This is a genomic window from Paenibacillus sp. FSL H7-0442 (assembly GCF_038593105.1).
Lineage (GTDB): Bacteria > Bacillota > Bacilli > Paenibacillales > Paenibacillaceae > Paenibacillus > Paenibacillus polymyxa_D.
The window spans coordinates 87899-112500 of sequence record NZ_CP151963.1; the positions used below are offsets into that span (position 1 = coordinate 87899).

Annotated in this window: 2 protein-coding genes (1 of these 2 cut by a window edge); one reads left to right on the forward strand and one right to left on the reverse strand. The window is 49.7% G+C overall.

From position 1 onward, the window contains the following. Positions 1-81: 81 nt before the first annotated feature. The gene (locus MHH57_RS00420; protein ID WP_342434700.1) at positions 82-23811 is read left to right on the forward strand and encodes a non-ribosomal peptide synthase/polyketide synthase; all 23730 of its coding nucleotides are present in this window, start codon (positions 82-84) and stop codon (positions 23809-23811) included. A gap of 109 nt (positions 23812-23920) precedes the next feature. Here the strand turns inward: MHH57_RS00420 and MHH57_RS00425 are convergent, their stop codons facing one another. After that, positions 23921-24602 carry the 3' portion of an alpha/beta hydrolase gene (locus tag MHH57_RS00425; RefSeq protein ID WP_209950326.1) on the reverse strand. The gene runs 353 nt beyond the window's last position, so 682 of the gene's 1035 nt are visible here — the last part of the coding sequence; the start codon falls outside the window, past its right edge; it ends in the stop codon at positions 23921-23923.

Below are 24602 nucleotides of genomic sequence, written 5' to 3' on the forward strand. Positions count from 1 at the left end.
GTACGTTAAACTGTCCTTTTGTCCTCCTGACTGCCAGGTGCAGCGGGAGGATATTCACATCATGGAATAGGAGTGAATGAGATGAATGACATGCAGTTATATGATTTAACAAATGCGCAGAAGCGTATATGGTATACCGAATTACTCTACCCAGATACGTCAGTGTCACAGCTTTCCGGTACAGCTAAGATGAAGGGGCATATCAATATTGCTGCCTTTATGCAGTCCATTAATTTGATTATCAAACAGTATGATGCGTTCCGCATCCGTATTACCTCAGTGGATGGAGTGCCTCAGCAGTACGTCGTTCCTTATGAAGAGAGACAGTTGGAGTGCCTGGATCTTAGTCACTATGAAAGTGTATCTGAGGTGGAAGCCTTACTTGAGCAACACAAAAGAAAACCCTTGCCCCTGCTGGATTCTGAGCTCTTCCAGTTTTTAATTGTGAAGATTAGCGAGGAAGAGTATTGGATTAATATCAAGATGCACCATATTATTTCTGACGGGATCTCAATGGTGGTCTATGGCAATCAGCTGACAGCATTTTACATGGAGTTAATTCAAGGAAATGAACCGGAGCTGGGCGACGATTGCTCGTATATTCAATATATTGCAGATGAGAATGCATACGAACTTTCTGACAGATACCAAAAGGATAAGGCTTACTGGCTAGATAAATTTTCCGATTTGCCTGAGCTTACGGGTTGGAAGTCATATAATCCGTTATCTTTAAGCACCCACGCCGTTCGGGAGCATTTTACCGTACCAGAAGTGCTATATCACGAGCTGCAAGCATTTTGCCAACAGAATAGGATTTCTTTGTTCCAGTTCTTCATGGGTGCGATGTATATCTACATACACAAAATGACGAATCAGCCGGATGTGGTGATTGGCACTTCGTTCGCTAACCGGGGGAACAAAAAAGAGAAGCAAAAGATAGGTATGTTCGTCAGCACCGCTGCTGCCAGAACATACGTCAAAAAGGATATAGATGTGTTGAGCTTCCTGCAGGATGTAGCCAGAGATCAGATGTCAGTCCTGCGGCATCAGAAATATCCATACAATCAGTTAATTCAGGATCTTAGAGAAATGCATGGGAACAAGGATATTCAGCGGCTTTTTGGCGTTTCAATGGAATATCGTCTTATCAATTGGGTTGATTTGGATGATGTGCGTATTTTGACAGATTATGATTTCTGCGGGGACGAAGTGAACGATTTCGTGCTTCATATCGTGGAGATCCTGGATGAAGGCGAACTGGTACTGGATGTCGATTATCGGACAGAGCTGTTTGAACGCAGTGAAGTTAAGGACATGGTTTCCCAGTTGCTTACGATCGCCGAGCAGATCATTCATTCACCTCAGCTTTCTATCGCAGAGGTAAGCTTATTAGGTGAACCAGAAGAGCAATCCATTTTGGCTCTTTCGGAAGGCGCCGCAGTCGATTATCCACGAGAGAAGACCATTCATGGCTTATTCGAGGAACAAGCCGAGCGCACGCCAGATCACGTAGCCGTTCAGATGGACGAGCAGAGCATTACATACCAAGCTCTAAACGAGCAGGCTAACCAGCTTGCGAGATATTTGCGCTCCGAGGGAGTAGGGGCAGATACGCTCGTAGGGATTATGACTGACCGTTCCTTGGAGATGGTCATCGGGATGTTGGCCATTTTGAAAGCAGGTGGTGCCTATGTACCAATTGACCCCGATTATCCCGAAGAGCGTATCCACTATATGCTGGAGGATTCAGGTGTAAGTCTGTTGCTCACCCAAAGTCATCTATGGGAGAGCACCACTTTTGACGGAAAGCTTGTGAGTCTGGACGAAGCTGCAACGTATACAGGAGATGCTTCCAATCTGGAGAGTATTTCGGGACCAAGCCATCTGGCCTATGTTATCTACACGTCGGGTACGACTGGCAAGCCGAAGGGCACGCTGATTGAACACAAAAATGTAGTTCGACTGCTCTTTAACGATAAAAATTTATTTGACTTCAACTCTCAGGATACGTGGACGCTGTTCCATTCGTTCTGCTTCGATTTCTCCGTTTGGGAGATGTACGGAGCGCTTCTTTACGGAGGGAAATTGGTGATTGTTCCATCTCTCACAGCCAAGAGCCCAGCAGCTTTCCTGGAGTTGTTGAAAGACAACCAAGTCACCATCTTAAATCAGACGCCGACGTATTTTTATCAGGTGCTACAGGAAGAGTTAATGCACTCTTCGACAGAGCTTGGCCTTAGAAAAATCATTTTTGGTGGAGAGGCTTTAAGTCCATCTCTTCTGAGAAACTGGCGGGTCAAGTATCCTGATGTGCAGCTGATTAATATGTACGGAATTACGGAAACAACGGTTCATGTCACCTATAAGGAAATCACGGAACATGAGATTGAAGCGGGGAAAAGCAATATTGGCAGAACGATCCCCACACTTAGCGCTTACATTCTCGATGAGCAAAGACGCCTGCAGCCTGTTGGGGTTCCAGGAGAGCTATACATTGCGGGAGACGGTCTTGCCCGTGGGTATTTGAATCGGCCGGATTTGACGTCTGAGAAATTCGTTGAGCATCCGTATCGGGTGGGAGAGCGGCTGTACCGAACTGGGGATCTTGCTCGTTGGTTGCCTGATGGCAATATTGAATATTTGGGGCGGATCGACCATCAGGTCAAAATTCGCGGCTACCGAATTGAGCTTGGCGAGGTAGAAGCCCAAATTCTCAAGGCTCCAAGCGTACGAGAAACGATTGTCCTCGCACGGGAAGACGAACAGGGCCAAAAATTGCTGTGCGCCTACTATGTAGCCTCCAGTGACCTTTCGCCGGGGGAATTGCGGTCTCAGCTGGCGGCGGAACTCCCCGCTTACATGATTCCTTCTTATTTTGTCCGGCTGGAGCAAATGCCGCTTACACCAAATGGCAAACTGGATCGCCGTGCGTTGCCGGCTCCTGAAAGCAGCGTACAATCCGGTGAGGCTTATTTGGCTCCGAGAACTGCTGTGGAAGCTCAGATGGTACTCATCTGGCAAGATATCTTGGGCGTTGCTCGTGTCGGTGTCAGAGATAATTTCTTTGAAATTGGTGGTCACTCTTTGCGGGCAACAGTGCTCGTTTCACGGATTCACAAAGAATTGGGATGTAGCATTTCGCTGCGTGAGGTGTTTCAGTCACCTACGGTCGAATCCTTGGCGCAACTTGTGAAAAAACACATTCCGACCATGTACGAATCCATCCCACAGGCAACGGAAAGCGAGGCTTACCCAGTGTCCTCAGCGCAAAAGCGGTTATACGTGCTGAGACAGATGGACGGGGGAGAGCTCAGCTACAATATGCCAGGGGTCTTCACAGTGGATGGACCGTTGGATCGCACGCGGCTGGAGTCTGCGTTCCAGGCACTGATCCAGCGTCATGAATCCCTGAGAACCGGCTTTTATATGCAGGATGGAGAGCTTGTTCAGCGTGTGCATAGGAATGTGCCGTTTGCGTTGAACTACACAGAGGCTTTGGTGGAGGAGACGGATACGCTCATTCACAACTTTATTCGTGCCTTTGATCTGAGCCAGGCTCCATTACTGCGTGTTAGCTTGGTGAAGCTCCAGGAGGAGCGTCATCTGTTGCTGTTTGATATGCATCACATCATTTCAGATGGGGTTTCTATTCAAATATTGATAGAGGAACTTACTCATTTGTATCAAGGAGAACAGCTCCCAGAGCTGCACATCCAGTACAAGGATTATGCCGTATGGCAACGGGAACAGTCAGAGAACCAATGGCAAGATCTTGAGGAATATTGGTTGCAATCCTTTGAAGGAGAGTTGCCGGTATTGGATTTGCCTACAGACTTCCAACGACCTTCAGTTCGGAGCTTCGAGGGTAGCCGAATTGATTTTACATTGGATGAGTCTGGCAATAAGGCGATACAAGAGCTTGCATCCCGTACAGGTACTACACTGTATATGGTATTGCTGGCCGCCTATTCGGTACTACTGCACAAATATACAGGACAGGAGGACATCGTCGTAGGTTCTCCAGTAGCCGGAAGACCGCAGGCTGAGCTTGAGGGCATCATCGGGATGTTTGTCAACACACTGGCCTTGCGCAGCTACCCGGCAGGAGATAAAACCTTTCAGGATTATCTTCTGGAAATCAAGGAAACGGCGCTCAAGGCGTTTGAGCATCAGGATTACCCTTTTGAAAAATTGGTCGAAAAGCTGGGCGTAGGACGTGATGTCAGCCGCAATCCGCTCTTTGACACCTTATTGGTATTACAAAATACCGAGCAGGAAGAGCAGGAAATGGACGGAGTGCACTTTACTCCTTACTTGATGGACACCGTCACAGCCAAATTTGACATGTCCCTCAATGTAGAGGAGAAGGGGTCAAAATTAGCCTTTGGCCTCGAGTATAGTACGGCTTTATATCGGCGTGAAACCGTAGAGCGACTTGCAACGCACTTGCTCCGGGTTCTGCATGCAGTCGCGGCCAATCCTCAGTTGCAACTGGCCGAGATAGAAATGATCACACCGGAGGAGAAAGTACAGATCGTTGAAGTATTTAACGCGACATCGGCTCCTTATCCAAGGGACAAGACCATTCATGAGCTGTTCGTAGAACAAGTCAATCGTACACCAGAGCAGACGGCGCTTGTATTCGGCGATGTCCAGCTAACGTACCTTGAATTGCAAGACAAGGCGAGCCGACTGGCCCAAACACTGCGCCGTTTGGGAACGTTGAGGGAGCAGCCTGTGGCCGTGATGGGCGGACGAAGCATTGAGATGGTCATTGGTATGCTCGCGGTGCTTCAAGCGGGTGGAGCCTATGTGCCGATTGATCCTGATTACCCGGAAGATCGGGTTCGTTATATGCTTAATGATTCCGACGCCAAGCTATTATTGGTGCAAAAGGGCGAGCTTATAAGTGTAGACTACGGTATACCGATTGTCGATCTTAGCAGTGAAGAGGCCTATGCAGCTGAACCTGCCCAGCCGGAGACTGCTCAGGGATCGCAGGGGCTTGCTTATGTCATCTATACATCGGGTACGACGGGTAGACCGAAGGGCGTTATGGTGGAACACCGGAACGTGGTTCGTCTGGTCAAAGAGACCAACTATGTGGAGCTGAATGAATCTACGCGGATTTTGCAAACGGGAGCAGTGGCCTTTGATGCTTCTACATTCGAGATATGGGGAGCTTTGCTTAACGGTGGACAGCTCTATTTCGTAGAGAATGACGACATTCTGATTGCCGATAGGCTCAAAGCAGCTATTGCCAAGTACGGGATTACGACATTGTGGCTTACTTCACCGCTTTTCAATCAGCTTTCCCTGCAGGATGAGTACCTGTTCAGAGGGCTCAAAGCATTACTAGTCGGCGGTGACGTACTGTCCATATCTCATATGAATCGTGTAATCGAGGCTAATCCTGATCTTGTCCCTATCAATGGCTATGGTCCGACAGAGAATACGACCTTCTCCACCACCTACAAGATTCCGGGTCGTGCCGAAGGGGGCGTGCCGATTGGTCGCCCAATTAGCAATTCGACCGCTTATGTGGTCAATGGGTCGCTTCAATTACAACCCATTGGTGCTTGGGGTGAACTCATTGTCGGCGGTGAAGGTGTAGCGCGCGGATATCTCAATCGTCCTGATCTCACAGCAGAGAAATTTGTCCCTAGTCCTGTGAAGGACGGAGAACCCTGCTACAGAACTGGGGATTTGGTACGCTGGCTTCCAGATGGGAATTTGGAGTTTAAAGGAAGAATTGATGAGCAGGTCAAAATACGTGGTTACCGCATCGAACTCCCTGAAATCGAGGCCCAACTGGCCAAGGTGGAGTCAGTAATCGACGCCGTAGTGGTCGTTCGCGCGGATGAGCTTGGAGAGAAGCAGCTTTGTGCTTATTATGTGGCGGATCGTGCGCTCACGGCAGGCGAAGTACGCCTTGCCCTATCGCAGGTACTTCCGGGCTATATGATGCCATCCTATTTTATTCAGATGGATCGTATGCCATTAACGTCAAACGGAAAAGTGGACCGCAGGTCTCTGCCGGCTCCTCAAGTAGGCGCGCATACAGGACGGAAGTATGCAGCTCCTCGTACACCGGCTGAAGAAGCTTTGGCATCTGTCTGGCAAGGGGTGCTGGGTGCCGAACAAGTGGGTATCCATGACAATTTCTTTGAATTGGGCGGAGACTCCATCAAGGCCATTCAGGTGTCGTCACGGTTATTGCAGGCCGGCTATCGGTTAGAGATGAAGCAGTTGTTCAAATCGCCAACCATTGCCGAGCTAGGCGCGGAAATACAGACGGCTGTGCACATGGCTGAACAGGGAGTTGTGCGTGGAGCGACTCGCTTGACTCCAGTCCAACAGTGGTTCTTTGGCCGGAAGCAGGCAGAGCCTCATCACTTCAATCAAGCGGTTATGCTGTATCGTGAACAGGGATTTGAGGAAAAGGCCTTGCATCAGGTGCTGAGAAAACTTGCTGAGCATCATGACGCCCTTCGTATGGTTTTCCGTCAGACAGAGCATGGCTACGAAGCTTGGAATCGTGATCTTGAAGAAGGAGAGCTTTATAGCCTGTTCACCGTTGATTTACGGAGTGAATCCGATCCGACTGCAGCCATTGCATCGCTGTCGGATGACATTCAGCGCAGTATCCATCTGGCAGAAGGCCCGCTGCTGAAGTTAGGACTTTTCCATTGTCAGGATGGAGACCACCTTCTGATCGTGATCCACCATTTGGTGGTGGACGGAGTATCCTGGCGGATTTTGTTCGAGGACATCGCAGCAGGCTATGAGCAGGTGATTCAAGGCCAAGCACTGACACTCCCGCAGAAGACGGATTCCTTCCGTGACTGGGGTGACGCCCTTGCTCGTTATTCGGAAGGCCCTGAAATGGAGACTCATCGGGCGTATTGGAGAGAGCTGGAGGATCAGCCACTCGAACAGTTGCCGAAGGATGAGGCTGTGGAAAGCCTTCTTTTACAGGATAGCAAAGTAGTAACAGCACAATGGACTATAGAAGAAACCGACCAATTGTTGAGAAAGGCCCACCGTGCTTATCAAACAGAGACGAATGATCTGCTATTGACTGCTCTAGGCATGGCGATATCCAAGTGGTCTGGGATCGAAAAGGTTGCTGTGAATCTGGAAGGGCACGGTCGTGAGCCGATTATACCGAATATCGACATCACCCGTACCGTCGGCTGGTTTACAAGTCAATATCCGGTGATTTTAGACTTGGGGGATAACTCGGAAGTGGCCTCCTTGATCAAGTCTGTGAAAGAAGGGTTGCGCCGAATTCCGAACAAAGGTATTGGCTACGGGTTGCTCAAAACGGTGGCAAGTCAGTTGGATGAAGATAGCTTCAGCTTGCAACCTGAGATTTCTTTTAACTATCTGGGGCAATTTGATCAGGATTTGCAAGGAAGCTCATTGCAGATCTCTCCTTATCCGACCGGAAGCGCGCAAAGCTTGTTGGAGGAACCGGCCTATACGCTAGATATCAATGGCATGGTGACGGACGGAGCCCTGACTCTGACGATTACTTATAACGGAAAACAGTATAAGTCATCTACGATGGAACAGCTCGCTGGATATATTGAAGAAAGCCTGCGGGAGCTTCTTCAGCATTGCGTAACCCAAGAAAAAACCGTATTGACACCAAGCGACGTGCTTGCGAAAGGTCTAAGCATTGCCGACCTGGAGGAGCTTTCTAAGCAAACGAGCCACATTGGCGATATTGAGAATGTATATAGTCTGACGCCGATGCAGAAGGGCATGCTGTTCCATGATATGTTTGAGCCGCGTACAGGCGCTTATTTTGAGCAGGCTGCTTTTGACTTTAAAGGTAGCTTTGATCCGAACGCCTTCGGACACAGTCTGGATGCAGTGGTGGAGCGTCATGCCATCCTGCGCACGAACTTTTACAGCGGATGGGGCAGCGAGCCTTTGCAGGTTGTATTTCGGCACAGAGGCGCTAAATTGGTGTACGAAGACCTGCGGGAGATGAATGCATCGCAGCGTGAGGCTTACCTGAAGACATTTGGTGCTAAGGACAAAGCACGGGGCTTTAACCTGGCTGAAGACGAGCTTCTTCGTGTATCGATTTTACAAACAGATGAAGAGAGCTTCCGTCTCTTATGGAGCTTTCACCACATCGTCATGGATGGGTGGTGTGTTCCGTTAATTACGCAGGAGGTATTTGAACACTATTTTGCCCTTCTGGAAGGAAGAGAGCCGCAGCTGGCAGAGGTTCATCCGTACAGTCGATATATCGAATGGCTGGAACAGCAGGATGAAGCAGCTGCGTCCAACTATTGGAGCCGATATCTGGCCGGTTACGAGCAGCAGACGCTTTTACCTCAAGTCGGTGGAGCAAGTAAGGGAGAAGGCTATGTAGCAGAAAAGCTGAATTATCCTCTCAGCAAGGAATTAACTGAGCGCCTTGAAAAGGTGGCCAGGGATGCTCATGTCACGATGAACATATTGCTGCAGTCCCTCTGGGGCATTGCACTTCAACGCTATAACGGTAGCCGGGATGTCGTGTACGGAAGTGTAGTATCAGGCAGACCAGCAGAAATTCCGGGCATTGATCGGATGATTGGTTTGTTCATCAATACGATTCCTGTTCGTGTGAAGACAGAGGAGAATCTCCCCTTCACGGTTCTGATGAAGCAGCAGCAGGAACAATATATGGCTTCTCATATGTATGATACCTACCCGTTGTTTGAAATTCAGGCTCAGACGGATCAGAAGCAGGATCTCATCTCTCATATTATGGTGTTTGAGAATTATCCTGTGGAAGAGGAAGTAGAGCGTCTGGGTGGTGGCGAGGCTGCCTTTGAGATTGAGGAAGCGGAGCTTCTTGAACAAACGAATTACGATTTTAACTTAATTGTTCTACCGGGCAAAGAGATGAGATTGTTGTTCCAATACAATGCGCTCGTCTATGATCCAGCCACGATCGAGCAAATCAAGGGCCACTTGTTCCACCTGATGGAACAAATTGTGGAGAATCCTGCAATTTCCGTGGATGCTCTAGAATTAGTCACGCCGCAGGAGAAAGAACAGATTCTGAACGTATGGGGAAATACACCAGGCATTTACGAGCAATGTAACACGTTCCACGGGCTGTTGGAGGAACAGGCGGGACGAACGCCAGACGCGACTGCCCTTTTGTTTGGGGACGAGATGCTGACCTACGCCGAGCTCAATGCAAAAGCCAATGGACTGGCGAGAAGGCTCCGTACTCAGGGAATCAAGACGGGAGATCTGGTGGGACTGATTGCTGCACGGTCGCTCGAAATGATCGTTGCGATCTACGGCATTATGAAAGCCGGGGGTGCCTATGTTCCAATCGATCCAGAGTATCCGAAAGAACGAATCAGTTACATGCTTGAAGATTCCGGGGCGAAGCTGATCCTTACACAGGCCCATCTCTTGGAGCATCTCGGATGGACGGAAAATGTTTTGCTGCTGGATGAATCATCGACCTATGATGCCGACACCTCGAATTTGGAGGCTACTGCCGGCCCGGATGATCTGGCTTACGTGATCTACACTTCAGGTACGACGGGTCAGCCTAAGGGCGTATTAGTCGAGCATCGGGGACTACCCAATCTTTCGGACGTATACGGGACACACTTCGAAGTTACACCGCAGGATCGGATCATTCAGTTTGCAAGCCTGTCGTTTGATGCATCGGTTTCGGAAATTTTAACGGCGCTGAGCCACGGGGCTGTTCTGTGCATCCCTTCTCCACAAGATATTTTAGATCATGCCCTGTTCGAGCAGTTCATGAACGATAAGGGGATTACGGTAGCGACTTTGCCACCCGCTTACGCTATCCACCTTGATCCAGAGCGTTTGCCAACACTGCGGTGCTTGCTAACCGCTGGATCGGCCGCATCGATCGAGTTGATCGAAGAGTGGAGGAAGCATGTACGTTACTCTAATGGCTATGGCCCAACAGAGGACTCCGTATGCACCACAATCTGGTCTGTCCCGGACAGTGAGGGAGCAACGGATATTGTATCTATTGGACGACCTATTGCTAACCATAGTGTGTACATCTTGGATGACCATTTTAGATTGCAACCTGTCGGTGTAGCTGGAGAGCTATGCATTTCGGGTATCGGGTTAGCGCGGGGGTATCATAACCAGCCTGAGTTAATGGACGAGAAGTTTGTGGACAATCCATTTGCTCCAGGAGAGCGTATGTATCGGACGGGTGACTTGGTTCGCTGGTTACCGAATGGAACCATCGAGTACTTAGGTCGAATAGATCACCAAGTCAAAATCCGCGGCTACCGTATCGAGCTAGGCGAGGTAGAAGCACAAATGCTCAGAGTGCCGTCCGTTCAGGAAGTCGTGGCCATGGCTGTAGAGGGCAATGATGGCTACAAAGATCTAGTCGCTTACTTCGTAGCCGCTCAGAAACTTGAGGTATCCGAACTTCGGGCCGTCCTGTCGGAGATGTTACCTGGATATATGATCCCTTCCCGCTTCATACAAATGGACGATATGCCTCTGACGTCGAACGGAAAAATCGATCGAAAAGCGCTGCAGGGCGAGCGTGGATGGGCAGTTGCTTCATCTGAGGCTCCAAAGACACCTGTAGAAATGCAATTAGCCCAAATCTGGCAAGAGGTGCTAGGTGTAGAGAATGCGGGAGTGAAGGATAATTTCTTCCATTTTGGAGGTCATTCACTGCGTGCAGCCCTGCTAGTCTCACGAATTCGCAAGGAAATGAATCGAGAGATTAGTCTGAGAGCAGTGTTCGAGTCTCCTACTATTGAAGGATTGGCCCGTGCTATTGAGGGCTATACACCGCTGAATTTCGAAGAAATTCCTACAGCGGGAGCGAGAGAGCATTATCCATTGTCCTCTGCCCAAAAACGACTGTTTATTCTAAGTCAGCTGGAAGGTGGAGAGCTGAGCTACAATATGCCAGGTATTCTTACCGTTGAGGGAGCTTTGGATCGGGAACGACTAGAGCAGGCATTCCGTCGTCTGATTCATCGTCATGGTTCGCTGCGTACTCGTTTTGTGACCGTGAACGGTGAACCTGTACAGCAGCTCCTGACGGATGTTCCGTTTGCTGTGGAATATGCGGAGTTGAGCGAGGAAGAGGCAGGAGCTACCCTTCAGCAGTTCGTCCGTCCTTTTGATCTGGGTGTAGCTCCATTGCTGCGGGTCGGCCTTATTCGAATTGCACATGAGCGCCATTTACTATTGTTTGACATGCACCATATTGTCTCAGATGGGGTTTCTATGAATATTCTCATAGAAGAGTTTCTCCGCTTCTACCAAGAGGAGGACGTACTTCCTGAGCTACAGATCCAGTACACAGACTATGCGGTATGGCAGCAAGAGCAGCTCGGAAGCGAGCGTCTTAAGGCCCAGGAGGCTTACTGGCTGGATGCTTTCCGCGGAAGCTTGCCAGTGCTGGATTTGCCAGGAGATGAAGTTCGTCCTGCGGTGCGAAGCTTTGCGGGCGATCGAATCGACTTCCAAATTGATTCTTCTCTGAGTGCTTCACTTCAGGAGCTGGCTACCCGAACGGGTTCCACTCTGTTCATGGTACTGCTGGCAGCCTATACAGCGCTCTTGCACAAGTACACAGGTCAGGAAGATGTCATCGTCGGTTCACCTGTGGCAGGAAGATCCCATGCGACACTCGAAGGCCTCATCGGTATGTTCGTCGGCACAGTGGCACTTCGTACTTATCCAGAAGGAGAGAAGCCTTTCGAGGCTTATCTGCAGGAAGTGAGGGAAACAGCGCTGCGGGCCTATGAAAACCAGGATTACCCGTTCGAGGAGCTGGTAGAAAAGCTGGAGCTTCAGCGTGATTTGAGCCGTAACCCACTATTTGATACCATGTTTGTCCTGCAAAATATCGATCAGGGAGAACAAGAAATAGAAGGATTGCGCTTCACTCCTTACGATAATGTACATCCGGCTGCCAAGTTCGATCTTACGTTGACCGTGAGTGAAGAAGCAGACGGGGCATTGAACTGCACGCTTGAGTATGCGACTGCGATCTACAAGCAAGAGACTGCTGATCGGATGGCAGGCCACTTTGTACAGCTTATTCGGGAAGCCATCGCCAATCCGGCACTGCCGTTGTCATCCCTTGATATCGTGACACCTCAGGAAAAATCAAGGCTGATGAAAGCGCCGGACGAAGCCAAGGCAGATTATCCTCGTGACAAGACGATCCATGCGCTGTTCGAGGAGCAGGCCGCACGTACTCCGAATGCAGTGGCAGTCGTATGTGAAGATGCAACCCTGTCCTACATCGAGCTGAACGAGCGGGCCAATGGACTTGCCCGAACGCTGAGGGAACGTGGTTTGCAACCAGACGGTTTGGCTGGAATCATGGCGGATCGTTCCCTTGAAATGGTGGTCGGAATTTTAGCCATCTTGAAAGCAGGCGGGGCCTATGTCCCTGTAGATCCTGAATATCCAGAAGACCGCATTCGCTTTATGCTTGAGGATTCAGGAGCCAAGCTACTGCTGACACAAGCGCATCTGGAGCAACGGGTCTCCTTCGCCGGGGATATCGTAAGTCTGGACAAAACGGCTTCCTACAAGGAGGATGTCTCAAACCTGGAGTCTGCAGCCGGACCGGGGAATCTTGCCTACGTCATCTACACATCGGGTACGACAGGCAAGCCAAAGGGAACACTGATTGAGCATAAAAATGTAGTTCGCTTGCTCTTTAATGATAAAAATATGTTTGACTTTGGTCCTCAGGATACGTGGACACTGTTCCATTCATTCTGTTTTGACTTCTCTGTATGGGAAATGTACGGAGCATTGCTGAACGGAGGACGGTTGGTCATCGTTCCATCGCTTACCGCGAAGAGTCCAGATCGTTTCTTACAATTGCTTAAGGATCAGAAGGTCACCGTTTTGAACCAGACACCGACTTACTTCTACCAGTTGCTACAGGAAGAGCTCGGTCATCAGGCGGCAGAACTGAGCCTCCGTATGATTATCTTCGGTGGAGAGGCATTAGCTCCGGCCCTGCTCAAGGACTGGAGAACGAAGTATCCGCAAGTGCAGCTCATTAACATGTACGGCATTACCGAAACGACCGTGCATGTAACCTACAAGGAAATTACAGAGTTGGAAATTGAACAGGGCCGCAGCAATATCGGCACCACGATTCCGACGCTGCGAGCGTACATTTTGGATGAACAACGCCGTCCACAGCCGATTGGCATTCCAGGTGAACTCTATGTGGCGGGCGTAGGTCTGGCGCGAGGTTATCTGAACCGACCGGAATTGACGGAAGAGAAGTTTGTCGCTCATCCGTTCGAAGCAGGCGAGCGTATGTACCGCTCGGGTGACTTGGCACGCTGGTTGCCGGATGGCAGCATGGAGTATTTGGGACGGATTGACCATCAGGTAAAAATCCGTGGTTACCGTATTGAGCTAGGCGAAGTGGAAGCGAAGCTGCTCCATGCTCCGTCTGTAAGAGAGGCCGTTGTGCTCGCCCAAGAGGATGGAAGTGGACAAAAAGTGCTTGTCGGCTATTTCACAGCCGATCAGATGCTGACGGTAGGAGAGTTGAGAAAAGCCTTGGCTGCCGAACTGCCGGCTTATATGATTCCATCTTACTTTATGCAATTGGAACAGCTGCCTTTGACACCAAATGGCAAACTGGATCGCAAAGCGCTTCCGGCTCCGGAGGCCAATGTGCAGACTGGAGCGGTTTATGAACCGCCAAGGACGAAGGCTGAGGAAGCTTTGGCTTCCGTATGGCAAGGTGTGCTGGGAGCACAGCAGGTCGGCATCCACGATCATTTCTTCGACCTGGGTGGTGACTCCATCAAGGCGATTCAAGTGTCCTCGAGATTGTTCCAAGCTGGATATAAATTAGAGATGAAGGATCTCTTCAAATATCCGACAATTGCCGAGCTCAGCCCGTATCTTCAGGCAGCCGGACGTACAGCGGAACAGGGCGAAATTAAAGGTGCAGCAGAGTTAATGCCAATTCAGCGCTGGTTCTTTGAACGCCATACAGCGGAGCCGCACCATTATAATCATGCCGTCATGCTCTATCGGAAAGACGGCTTTGATGAGGCTGCACTCCGATTGACAATGGACCAAATTGCGATCCATCATGACGCGCTGCGCATGGTTTTCCGGCCTACAGAAGCTGGATACGCAGCTTGGAATCGGGGAACGGATGAAGGCGAGCTCTACACATTGGACATTGCTGATATGCGGCAGGCGGAAGACCAGACAGCTGCGGTTCAGGCCCAAGCCAATGCCATTCAGGCAAGCTTTGACTTGGAAGGTGGCCCACTGTTCAAGCTAGGCCTGTTCCATTGTGAAGATGGCGATCATTTGTTGATTGTCATTCATCACCTCTTGGTTGACGGTGTGTCCTGGCGCATCCTGTTTGAAGACATTGCAACAGGATACGAGCAGGCGTTGAATGGACAAACGATTGTTCTTCCGCAAAAGACCGATTCGTATCTTGTATGGTCCGAGCAAGCGGCGAAGTATGCAGCAGGTCCTGCCCTGGACGAGGAGCGTTCATACTGGCAGCAGATTGAGGAGACGCTTCTGGCTCCACTGCCCAAGGATAAGGATCAGGAGCCAGGCACCGTTCGGGATACCGAGTCGGTTACGGTAACGTGGTCTGCTGAAGAAACAGAGCTGCTGTTGCGACAAGCAAACCGGGCTTATCATACGGAGACGAATGATTTACTCTTGACTGCTCTGGGAGCAGCTATTCAGCGCTGGACAGGCATGGAGCAGGTTCTGGTTAACCTTGAAGGACATGGACGGGAAATGATCATACCAGATCTGGATATTACCCGTACCGTGGGCTGGTTCACAACTCAGTACCCTGTTCTGCTGAACCTGCAAGATGGGCAGGAAGTATCTACCCGGATCAAGCGCATCAAGGAGAATTTGCGAGAGGTTCCGCACAAAGGTATCGGCTACGGTCTGCTGAAATATATGGCACCGGAAAAAGACACTCGATTCAGCGTAGAACCAGAAGTTTCCTTCAACTACCTTGGACAGTTTGACCAGGATTTGGAGGGGAATGCTCTTAGCTTGTCTACACATTCAGTCGGTAAGGCGCTCAGCGACCTCACACCACAGCAATATGCTCTGGATGTGAATGGCATGATTGCTGAAGGCCGGCTATCACTGACGATTACGTACAGCAGCAGGCAGTATCGTAACGAGACGGTGAGTCATTTTGCTGAATTATTACAGTCAAGCCTTAGTGAGGTCATCCGTCATTGTGTGGCTCAGGAGCGTTCACAGCTTACACCAAGTGATGTTCTGTTCCAAGGATTAACATTGGAGCAGCTTGATCGACTCACGGCGCAGACGGCTCACATCGGAGAGATTGAGGATGTGTACAAGCTGACGCCAATGCAGAAGGGAATGCTGTTTCACAGCCTGCTGGAGCCGGACTCCTCTTCATACTTCGAACAGGCAACGTTTGAGCTGCGTGGTAGCTTCGATGTAGATATCTTCTTCGAGAGCTTCCAGGCTTTGGTGCAACGACATGCCATACTACGTACCGGATTTTACAACAACATTGCTGATGTACCGCTGCAAGTTGTCTTTAAGCAACGGTTAATCCCTCTGCACTACGTAGATTTGCGCGACGCATCTATGCAGGAACAAGAAGCCCGGATCAAGGCTTATATTGCTGAAGATATGGTTAAGGGGTTCAGCTTGTCAGATGATCCGCTGATGCGAGTGACCGTCTTGCAGAAGGATCAAAGCTGTCTTGTATTGTGGAGCTTCCACCATATTGTTATGGATGGCTGGTGTATCCCGATCATTACACAGGAGCTGTTCGATTATTATTCTGCCAAGAAACAGCAATTACAGCCTGTCCTGCCGCCAGCTCAGCCCTATAGCCGTTATATCGAGTGGCTTGATGCACAGGATGATCAAGAAGCTTCAACATATTGGAGCCAATATCTCGAAGATTATGACGGGAATACCGTATTGCCGGAAGGTAAAACGAAATCTCAAGCCAAAGAAGCGGGCTATGTCCTAAAAGAGCATGTTCTCCATCTGGGTGCATCTTTGACCGGTAAAATGGATGTTGTCGCGAAGCGCAATCACGTGACCGTCAACACACTCATGCAGACAGCTTGGGGACTGATTCTTCAACGTTATAATGCCAGCTCGGATGTCGTTTTCGGCGGCGTTGTGTCGGGTAGACCGGCTGAGATTGCAGGGATCGAGAATATGGTGGGTCTGTTTATTAATACAGTACCTATCCGTGTACAGTCATCCAAAGACGAGGCTTTCGTCGAGGTAATGAAACGTACACAGGCACAATCATTGGCTGGTCGTGTCTACGATACCTATCCACTGTATGAGATTCAGGGGAAAACAACCCAAAAGCAGGACCTGATTTCTCATATTATGATCTTTGAAAATTACCCGCTCGACGAACAGGTGGAGCAATCGGGTAATCAAACGGAGGACAATCTCGAAGTTGCCAACTTCACCATGTTTGAACAAACCAACTATGACTTTAACCTGGTTGTGATTCCAGGCGAAGACATTAAGGTCTGCATTCGCTACAATGCTTCGGTCTACGAGCAAGAAAGCATTGTGCGAATCGGAGGACATTTATTGCAAATGCTCGATCAGGTAGCTACTCATCCGCAAGCGACGATACAGGAACTGGAGATTGTAACATCTGAGGAACGGACAAACCTGCTTGACTGGGGTGGCAAGGCTCATGTCTACCCAAGTGATCAGGGCCTGCATACCTTGTTTGAGGAACAGGTGGCCCGTACGCCGGATAAGATCGCGGCAATAAGCGGCGACATCCAGATCACATATCGGGAGCTGAACGAGCAGGCGAACAGACTAGCTTCCACCTTGATAGCCCAAGGACTACGGAGTGAACAAGTAGTGGGGCTGTTGGCGGATCGGTCAGTGGAACTGCTGGTTGCCATCATGGGGGTACTCAAAGCGGGCGGAGCCTATGTACCGATTGATCCTGAATATCCGCAGGAGCGGATTCAGTATATTCTGAAGGACTCTGGCGCTGAGATTCTGCTCACACAGAGCCACCTGACGAAACTAGCGGCCTTTGAGGGAATGGTTATGGAATTGGATGCCCCGCACATCTACGGAGCTGGAGTGAATAATCCTAATATTCCTGTGAGAGGAAACGATTTGGTGTATCTAATCTATACTTCGGGTACAACAGGAAATCCGAAGGGAACCATGATTAACCATAAAGGAATCGTGAACTACATCTGGTGGGCCAATAAAGTCTATTGTGCAGGGCAACCAACGGACTTCCCGCTGTATTCGTCCATTTCGTTTGACTTGACGATGACATCAATGTTTACTCCGTTAATAAATGGAGGAATAGTACGGATTTATGATGGTATAGATAAAGCGGAGGTTGTTCAGCATATTTTGCGCGAAAATGCGGTGGATATTCTCAAGCTGACGCCGACGCATCTCAGTCTGATTAAAGATATGACCATCCCGGTAGAGAGTCGCATTCAGCAGCTTATTGTGGGTGGAGAGAATCTGACCACACATTTGTCAAAAACGATTACCGACCTCTTTGGTGGCAATATCAAAATCTACAATGAATATGGACCAACCGAAACGGTCGTCGGCTGCATGATTCACCTGTACGATCCTGCGAAGGATACACGGGAATCCGTACCGATTGGTTTGCCGTCAGACAATATATACATTCATATCCTGGATGAACAGCTTCGTCTCGTACCGTTAGGTGTGGAGGGCGAAATGTACATCGCCGGGGACGGGGTAGCCCGTGGATACCTGAACCGTCCGGATCTTACCGCAGAAAAATTCATTAGGAATCCGTTCGCTGCGGAAGGAAATATGTATCGCACCGGAGATTTGGCTCGTCGCCTTCCTAATGGAGACATTGAGTACATTGGGCGTATTGACCATCAAGTCAAAATACGGGGCTATCGTATTGAGCTTGGTGAGATTGAGGCCAAGTTGCTGGATATGCCCCTTGTCGAGGAAGCTCTCGTTGTTGCGTGGGCAGACGCCAATGGACAGAAGTCTCTGTGTGCTTACTTTGTAGCGGATCGCGAAATGTCTGTCAGCGAGCTGAGAAACGAACTGTCTGCCGGACTGCCTGCATATATGATTCCGTCTTACTTCGTACAACTGGACGTGATGCCTCTGACACCGAATGGCAAGCTGGATCGCAAGGCACTGCCTGAACCGAACTCGGGTATAAAGGCGGGAGCAGACTTTACCGCTCCGCGGACGGATGTGGAGAACATTTTGGCTTCAATCTGGCAAGGTGTACTTGGCGTGCCGCTTGTCGGCATTCATGATAATTTCTTTGAGCTTGGAGGTGACTCGATCAAATCCATTCAAGTATCCTCAAGGCTTCTTCAAGCAGGCTACAAGCTTGAAATGAAGGATTTGTTCGGTTATCCGACAATTGCAGAGTTGGCGCAGCGCGTTAGTGTGGTCAGCCGAATTGCGGACCAAAGCGAGGTACACGGATCGGTAAGACTGGGACCTGCTCAGCACAGATTCTTCGATGAACAGTCAATGGATCTGCATCACTTTAATCAGTCGGTCATGTTGTACCGACGGGATGGCTTCAATACCGATGCGCTCGCCGAGGTTGTTCGGACAATTGCAGAGCATCATGATGCTTTACGACTGGTGTTCCGCCAAGGAGAGCAGGGATTGGAGGCCTGGAACCGGAGCGTAGGTGAGGGTGAACTCTATAGCCTCCAAATCCACGACCTGCGGGATGAGACAGACCCGGCTTCAGCAATAGAAGCGGGTGCGGAAGCCATTCAGCGCAGCATCTCTCTGGAGGATGGACCTCTCTTTAGACTGGGTCTGTTCCGCTGTGCAGAAGGCGAACATCTGTTGATCGTTATTCATCATCTGGCTGTGGATGGCGTATCCTGGCGTATCCTCTTTGAGGACCTGCAGGAAGGCTACGAGCAGGCAGCACGTGGAGAAGCAGTCAAGCTTCCGCAGAAGACGGATTCGTACCGTGCATGGGTTGAGGGAATCACACAATTTGCTAACAGCCCGGCGGCTGAACAAGAACTCAGCTATTGGGCAGAGGTAGAAGGAGGTGGCTTTGTCCCTCTTCCCAAAGACAAGGTAGATGGCGCTCTTCTCATCAAAGATAGCGAGGCTATCACGGTCAGATGGTCACCAGAAGAGACAGAGCAGTTCCTGAAAGAAGCGAACCGTACTTACAATACGGAGGTCAACGATCTGCTCCTGACGGCCCTTGGTATGGCTGTTCACGAGTGGACGGGAATCGAACGTGTAGGCATCCTTCTGGAGGGACATGGGCGGGAGCCTGTTGTACCGGAACTGGATATTACTCGCACAATAGGCTGGTTTACAAGTCAATACCCTGTCGCCCTTGAGATGGACGGGGAATTGGAGATCGGGGCCAGAATCAAGCATGTAAAGGAAGGCTTGCGTCGTATCCCGAACAAAGGTGTCGGATATGGGATTTTGAAATATTTAAGCGACAGTCCCGATGCCTCCTCCTTCTCGGCTGAACCGGAGATTACGTTCAACTACTTGGGTCAGTTCGATCAGGATCTTGCAGGAGGGACGATGGAAGTATCGCCTTACTCCGTAGGACCTGAGGTCAGTGAGCAGATGGTGCAGCATCAGGCATTGAACATTAATGGACTGATTGCCGAAGGGCAGCTTCAACTCTCGGTCAGCTATAACCATCATCAGTTCTACGGGGAGTCCGTGGCTAAGTTTGTTGGCATTCTGAAGAACTGTCTTAGTGAAGTCATTGGACATTGCGTAAGTAAGGAAAGAACAGAACTAACACCAAGCGATGTACTCCTCAAAGATATCAGCTTGGAAAAGATTGAGGAGTTAGAAGAGCAGACACGGCATATCGGTAGTATTGAAAATATGTATAAACTGACGCCGATGCAAAAGGGGATGTTGTTCCACAGCTTGCTGGAGGCTCATTCAGAGGTCTACTTTGAGCAGGCCACATTTGAAATTCAGGGAGTGTTCTATCCTGAGGTTTTCAAACGCAGCTTACAGCAACTGATGAAACGGCATGCCATATTGAGAACGAATTTCCATGCTGGATGGGGCGATTTCCCTATACAGATTGTGTTCAAAGAAAGAGCATGCGATTTCGTATACGAGGATTTGCATGAGCTGGATTCCGCTGAAATAGAAGCGCGTCTTGCAGCTTATGTTGCCCAAGACAAAGCAAGAGGCTTTGATCTTGCGAATGAAGCCTTGCTGCGTGTTGCTATTCTACGTACTGCAAAAGAGCATTACCATCTCTTGTGGAGCTCTCATCACATCATTTTGGATGGCTGGTGTATGCCACTTGTGCTCCAGGAAGTGTTTGAAACATACGGAGCTCTACGTGAGCAAAGGGAACCTGAGCTTCCTGTAGCAGCATCGTACAGCCAGTACATTCAATGGTTGGAGAAACAAGGCGAGGAAGAGGCATCCTCTTACTGGAGAGGGTACCTGAAAGGCTACGAGCAGCAGACGAAGCTGCCACAAGCCATCACACAGCCATCGGCAAAAGCAGAGGCCTATGTGTCGGAGAAGCTGGTATTCACGTTGGATGCGGAACTGACCGATCGCCTGGAACAGGTGGCCAAACAACATCAGGTGACGATGAATACGCTGATGCAAGCAGCCTGGGGAATCGTGCTGCAGCGCTACAATAGAAGCCAGGATATCGTCTTCGGAAGTGTGGTATCGGGAAGACCTGCCGAGATTCCGGGTATCGAAAGCATGATCGGTCTCTTCATTAATACAGTTCCAGTTCGGGTTCAGGCCGAGGGAAGCGATACGTTCTCCCATGTGATGAAAAGACAGCAGGAATTATATTTGGCAGGACATGCTTATGATTCCTATCCGCTCTATGAGATTCAAGCACAGAGCGAACAAAAGCAAGATTTGATTTCTCATATTATGGTGTTCGAAAATTACCCGGTAGAAGAGCATCTAGAAGAGAAAATTGCCAGTGAAGAGGCTGAATACAAAATTACAGATGTTCAGATGTTTGAACAGACGAATTATGATTTTAACCTTATTGTGCTGCCGGGACGTAGTCTGGAGTTCTTGTATCGATATAATGCTCGCGTCTATGACCGGGAGAGTGTGGAACGGATTCAAGGACACTTGACGAGAATTCTGACAAGCGTATCTGTACAACCTGCTATCCGTATTGATGAGCTGGAACTGATCACGCCAGAAGAGAAATCACAAATAATAGAGGTGTGGGGAGATACAGTAGCTCCTTATCCGCGTGAGCAAACCCTCCACGGCATATTTGAGGAAAAAGCTGCGCTCACACCGGATCGTACAGCACTTGTTTACGGAGAAACGAAGCTTACCTATGGAGAACTTCATCAGCAGGCGAACCGTCTTGCGCGTACACTGCGTGCCCAAGGGGTCAGACCGGACCAACCAGTTGGCATCATGGTCGAGCGCTCGCTTGAGATGATCATTGGTATTCATGCCATTCTAAAAGCTGGTGGGGCCTATGTACCGATTGATCCGGAGTTCCCAGAAGACCGTATTCGCCACATGCTGGAGGATTCGGGGGCGAAGCTTCTGCTGACGAAGAACCATCTTAAAGATCGGTTCCCGTTCACTGGCACGATCCTGGCACTTGATGATCCGCAGGCGTACCATGGGGATAGCTCGAATCTGGAGCCAATTGCGGGGCCGGAGCATCTGGCGTATATCATTTACACGTCAGGTTCAACCGGCAAGCCGAAAGGTGTAATGATTGAACACCGCTCTGCCGTCCATACGCTGAGTCAGCTGGAAGCTGAATATCCGATGTTGGCAGGCGACCGTTTCCTGCTCAAAACGACATTCACCTTTGACTTCTCTGTGCCAGAGCTGTTCTGCTGGTTCTTTGGACAGGGGACTCTCGTGATCCTGCCACAAGGCGTGGACAAAGACCCGATGGCACTGCTGGAGGCTGTGGATACGAACCGAATCACGCATCTTAATTTGGTGCCATCGATGCTCAGTGTGCTCGTTCAATACTTGAAAGAAAGCGGCACCCAAGGATTCCTTACTCTGAAATACCTGTTTGCCTGCGGCGAGACGCTGCCTGCCAAACTTGTAGAAGAGTACTATAAAGTATCTCCACACGCAGTACTGGAGAATATCTATGGTCCTACCGAAGCGGCCGTATATGCGACCCGATATACAACTAGCCCTGAGACTGCGGCTCTAACGCATGTGCCGATCGGCAAACCGTACGCTAACGTCCAAGTATGGATGATGGACAGCGCTTCTCAGGTATCACCTGTGGGGGTACCGGGAGAACTCTGCATTGCAGGCGAAGGGGTAGCGCGGGGGTATTTCAACCAGCCGGACCTGACCGCAGAGAAGTTCATTCCTCACCCGTACAAACCGGGAGCACGGATTTACCGAACGGGCGATTTGGCCCGATGGCTGCCAGACGGGAATATTGAGTATTTGGGACGGATCGATCACCAGGTAAAAATCCGGGGTTACCGCATTGAGCTGGGAGAAGTGGAGGCACAAATTCTGAGGGTGCCATCGGTGCAGGAAGCGGTTGTTCTAGCACTGGCTGACTCCAGCGGAAGTACTCAGCTGTGCGCATACTTTGTGGCCGAGGAAGGGCTCGCAGCGGGCGTATTACGCGAAGCACTGGGCAGCGAGCTGCCAAGCTATATGATTCCGTCTGCTTTCGTACAGCTCGCACAAATGCCGCTGAATCCGAATGGCAAATTGGATCGCAAAGCGCTACCGGCACCAGAAATCCTTCTGCGGAGCACAGCGGAGTATATCGCGCCACGTACGCAGACAGAAGTAGAGCTCGCTCAGATTTGGTCCGAGGTGCTCGGCGTACAGGAAATCGGGATCAGAGATCATTTCTTTGACCTTGGGGGCCATTCCCTGAAAGTATTGGGCTTGATCCAAAGGATCTCGTCTAATATGGGCGTCCATCTCCCACTCCAGGCCGTGTTTAATCTGCCAACTGTGGAAGAAATGGCGCATGAAATTTTCAAGCTGCAGGCAACAACTACTGCCGACGAACAAGAAATGGAAATTATCCACTTCCCAGGGAAAGGAACGCTTAAAGTATTTTGCTTCCCTCCTCGGGTAGGTCACTCTCTGGGGTACTATGAGATGGCCAAGGAGCTGGATGGGCTTTGCGAGGTGTACGGGATGGAATTTATCGGCGATCGTTTCCAGGGCCAAGATATGCTGGATCGATACATCGATGCCATCGTGAACATTCAAGCCGAGGGCCCATATGTATTCCTTGGATACTCACTTGGAGGAAATCTCGCCTTCGAGGTAGCTAAAGCTATGGAAAGCCGAGGCTACCATGTTGGTGACATTATTATGGTAGATGCTATGAGAAAGATGTCCAAGGATGAATCGACACCTGAGGAGCTTGAAGAGATTGTCGAGACGGTGCTGGATAGCATTAGGGAGCAGTACAAAGTATTCCTCGCCGATCCAGCCGACAGGGAGCGAGTCATGGACAAAATGTTGGTTTACTCCACCTACCGCGATGAGCTTATTAACGCAGGTGAAGTTCATGCGAATATCCATGCTCTGATTGCAGAGGATGATAGTATTGGTCCGGATACATCATTAGATAAATTGTTATGGCAAAAGGCGACGCATGGTCAATACAAAGAATACGAAGTCATCGGAACGCATGATGTGCTGCTTGATTCCGGTTTTGTCGGGGAAAATGCTAAAGTACTGAAACAAATACTTGGTAAAATTGCAGAAGCTTCATCTAAAAACAAGCCTATTCTGTCCTAAGATCAATCAACGAGAATAGTGTAGGGTAGCAAAGACGCCCGGATTCCTTTATATAGAAGGAACTCGGGCGTCTTTTGTTTTTTTATGCTGTCCTTAACATATAAAGTCCCTAATCATCTGTGTATGCTTTAGACATGGTTGACTGAAAATGACTGGTGTCGGTGATGAGTTCACGGATGACCTGGATGACAAGCTCCGGTTGATCATGGATGATCATATGCTCGCTCTTCTTGGCAACAATAAATTTGCTGTTTGTAGAGATGTTAAGCATCTCGCGCTGTCCCATTTGCCAGCTTTGTTCGATCTGATCATTTCCGCGCTTACTAATACCGAACTGAGTCAAATCTTGTTGAACGCCCCGGGCAATTACACGTACAGGGAGGTTGCCCAGATGCTGTCCCCGTATGGCATCTTCGGTAGTGCTTGCTAGATCACCTTCCTCCGCAACAGATCGAAAGTACTTAGAAGAAGCGACAATATTCACAAAAGAGTTTCTATCTTGATATTCGACTCGACCCGTTAGCATAAAATTGGGAAACAGGCGAAATGCTCCTGACTTTTCTAGGAGAATGGATATTAACGGGGAGGGATTGACCTTAGGTCGTTCTTTGGCATAGATCTCATTTGTCCGGCGAGCGTCATTCTCAGGCCTGGCATCCACCAGAACCAATCCTGCCACTTCGTCTTTGTAGGTCTGCGCGTACAGTCTTGAGTACATCCCTCCGAGAGAATGGCCTACCAGGATATAAGGAGCTTGGATGTCTGCGTTTTTTAAGGCGAGATGAAGCTCC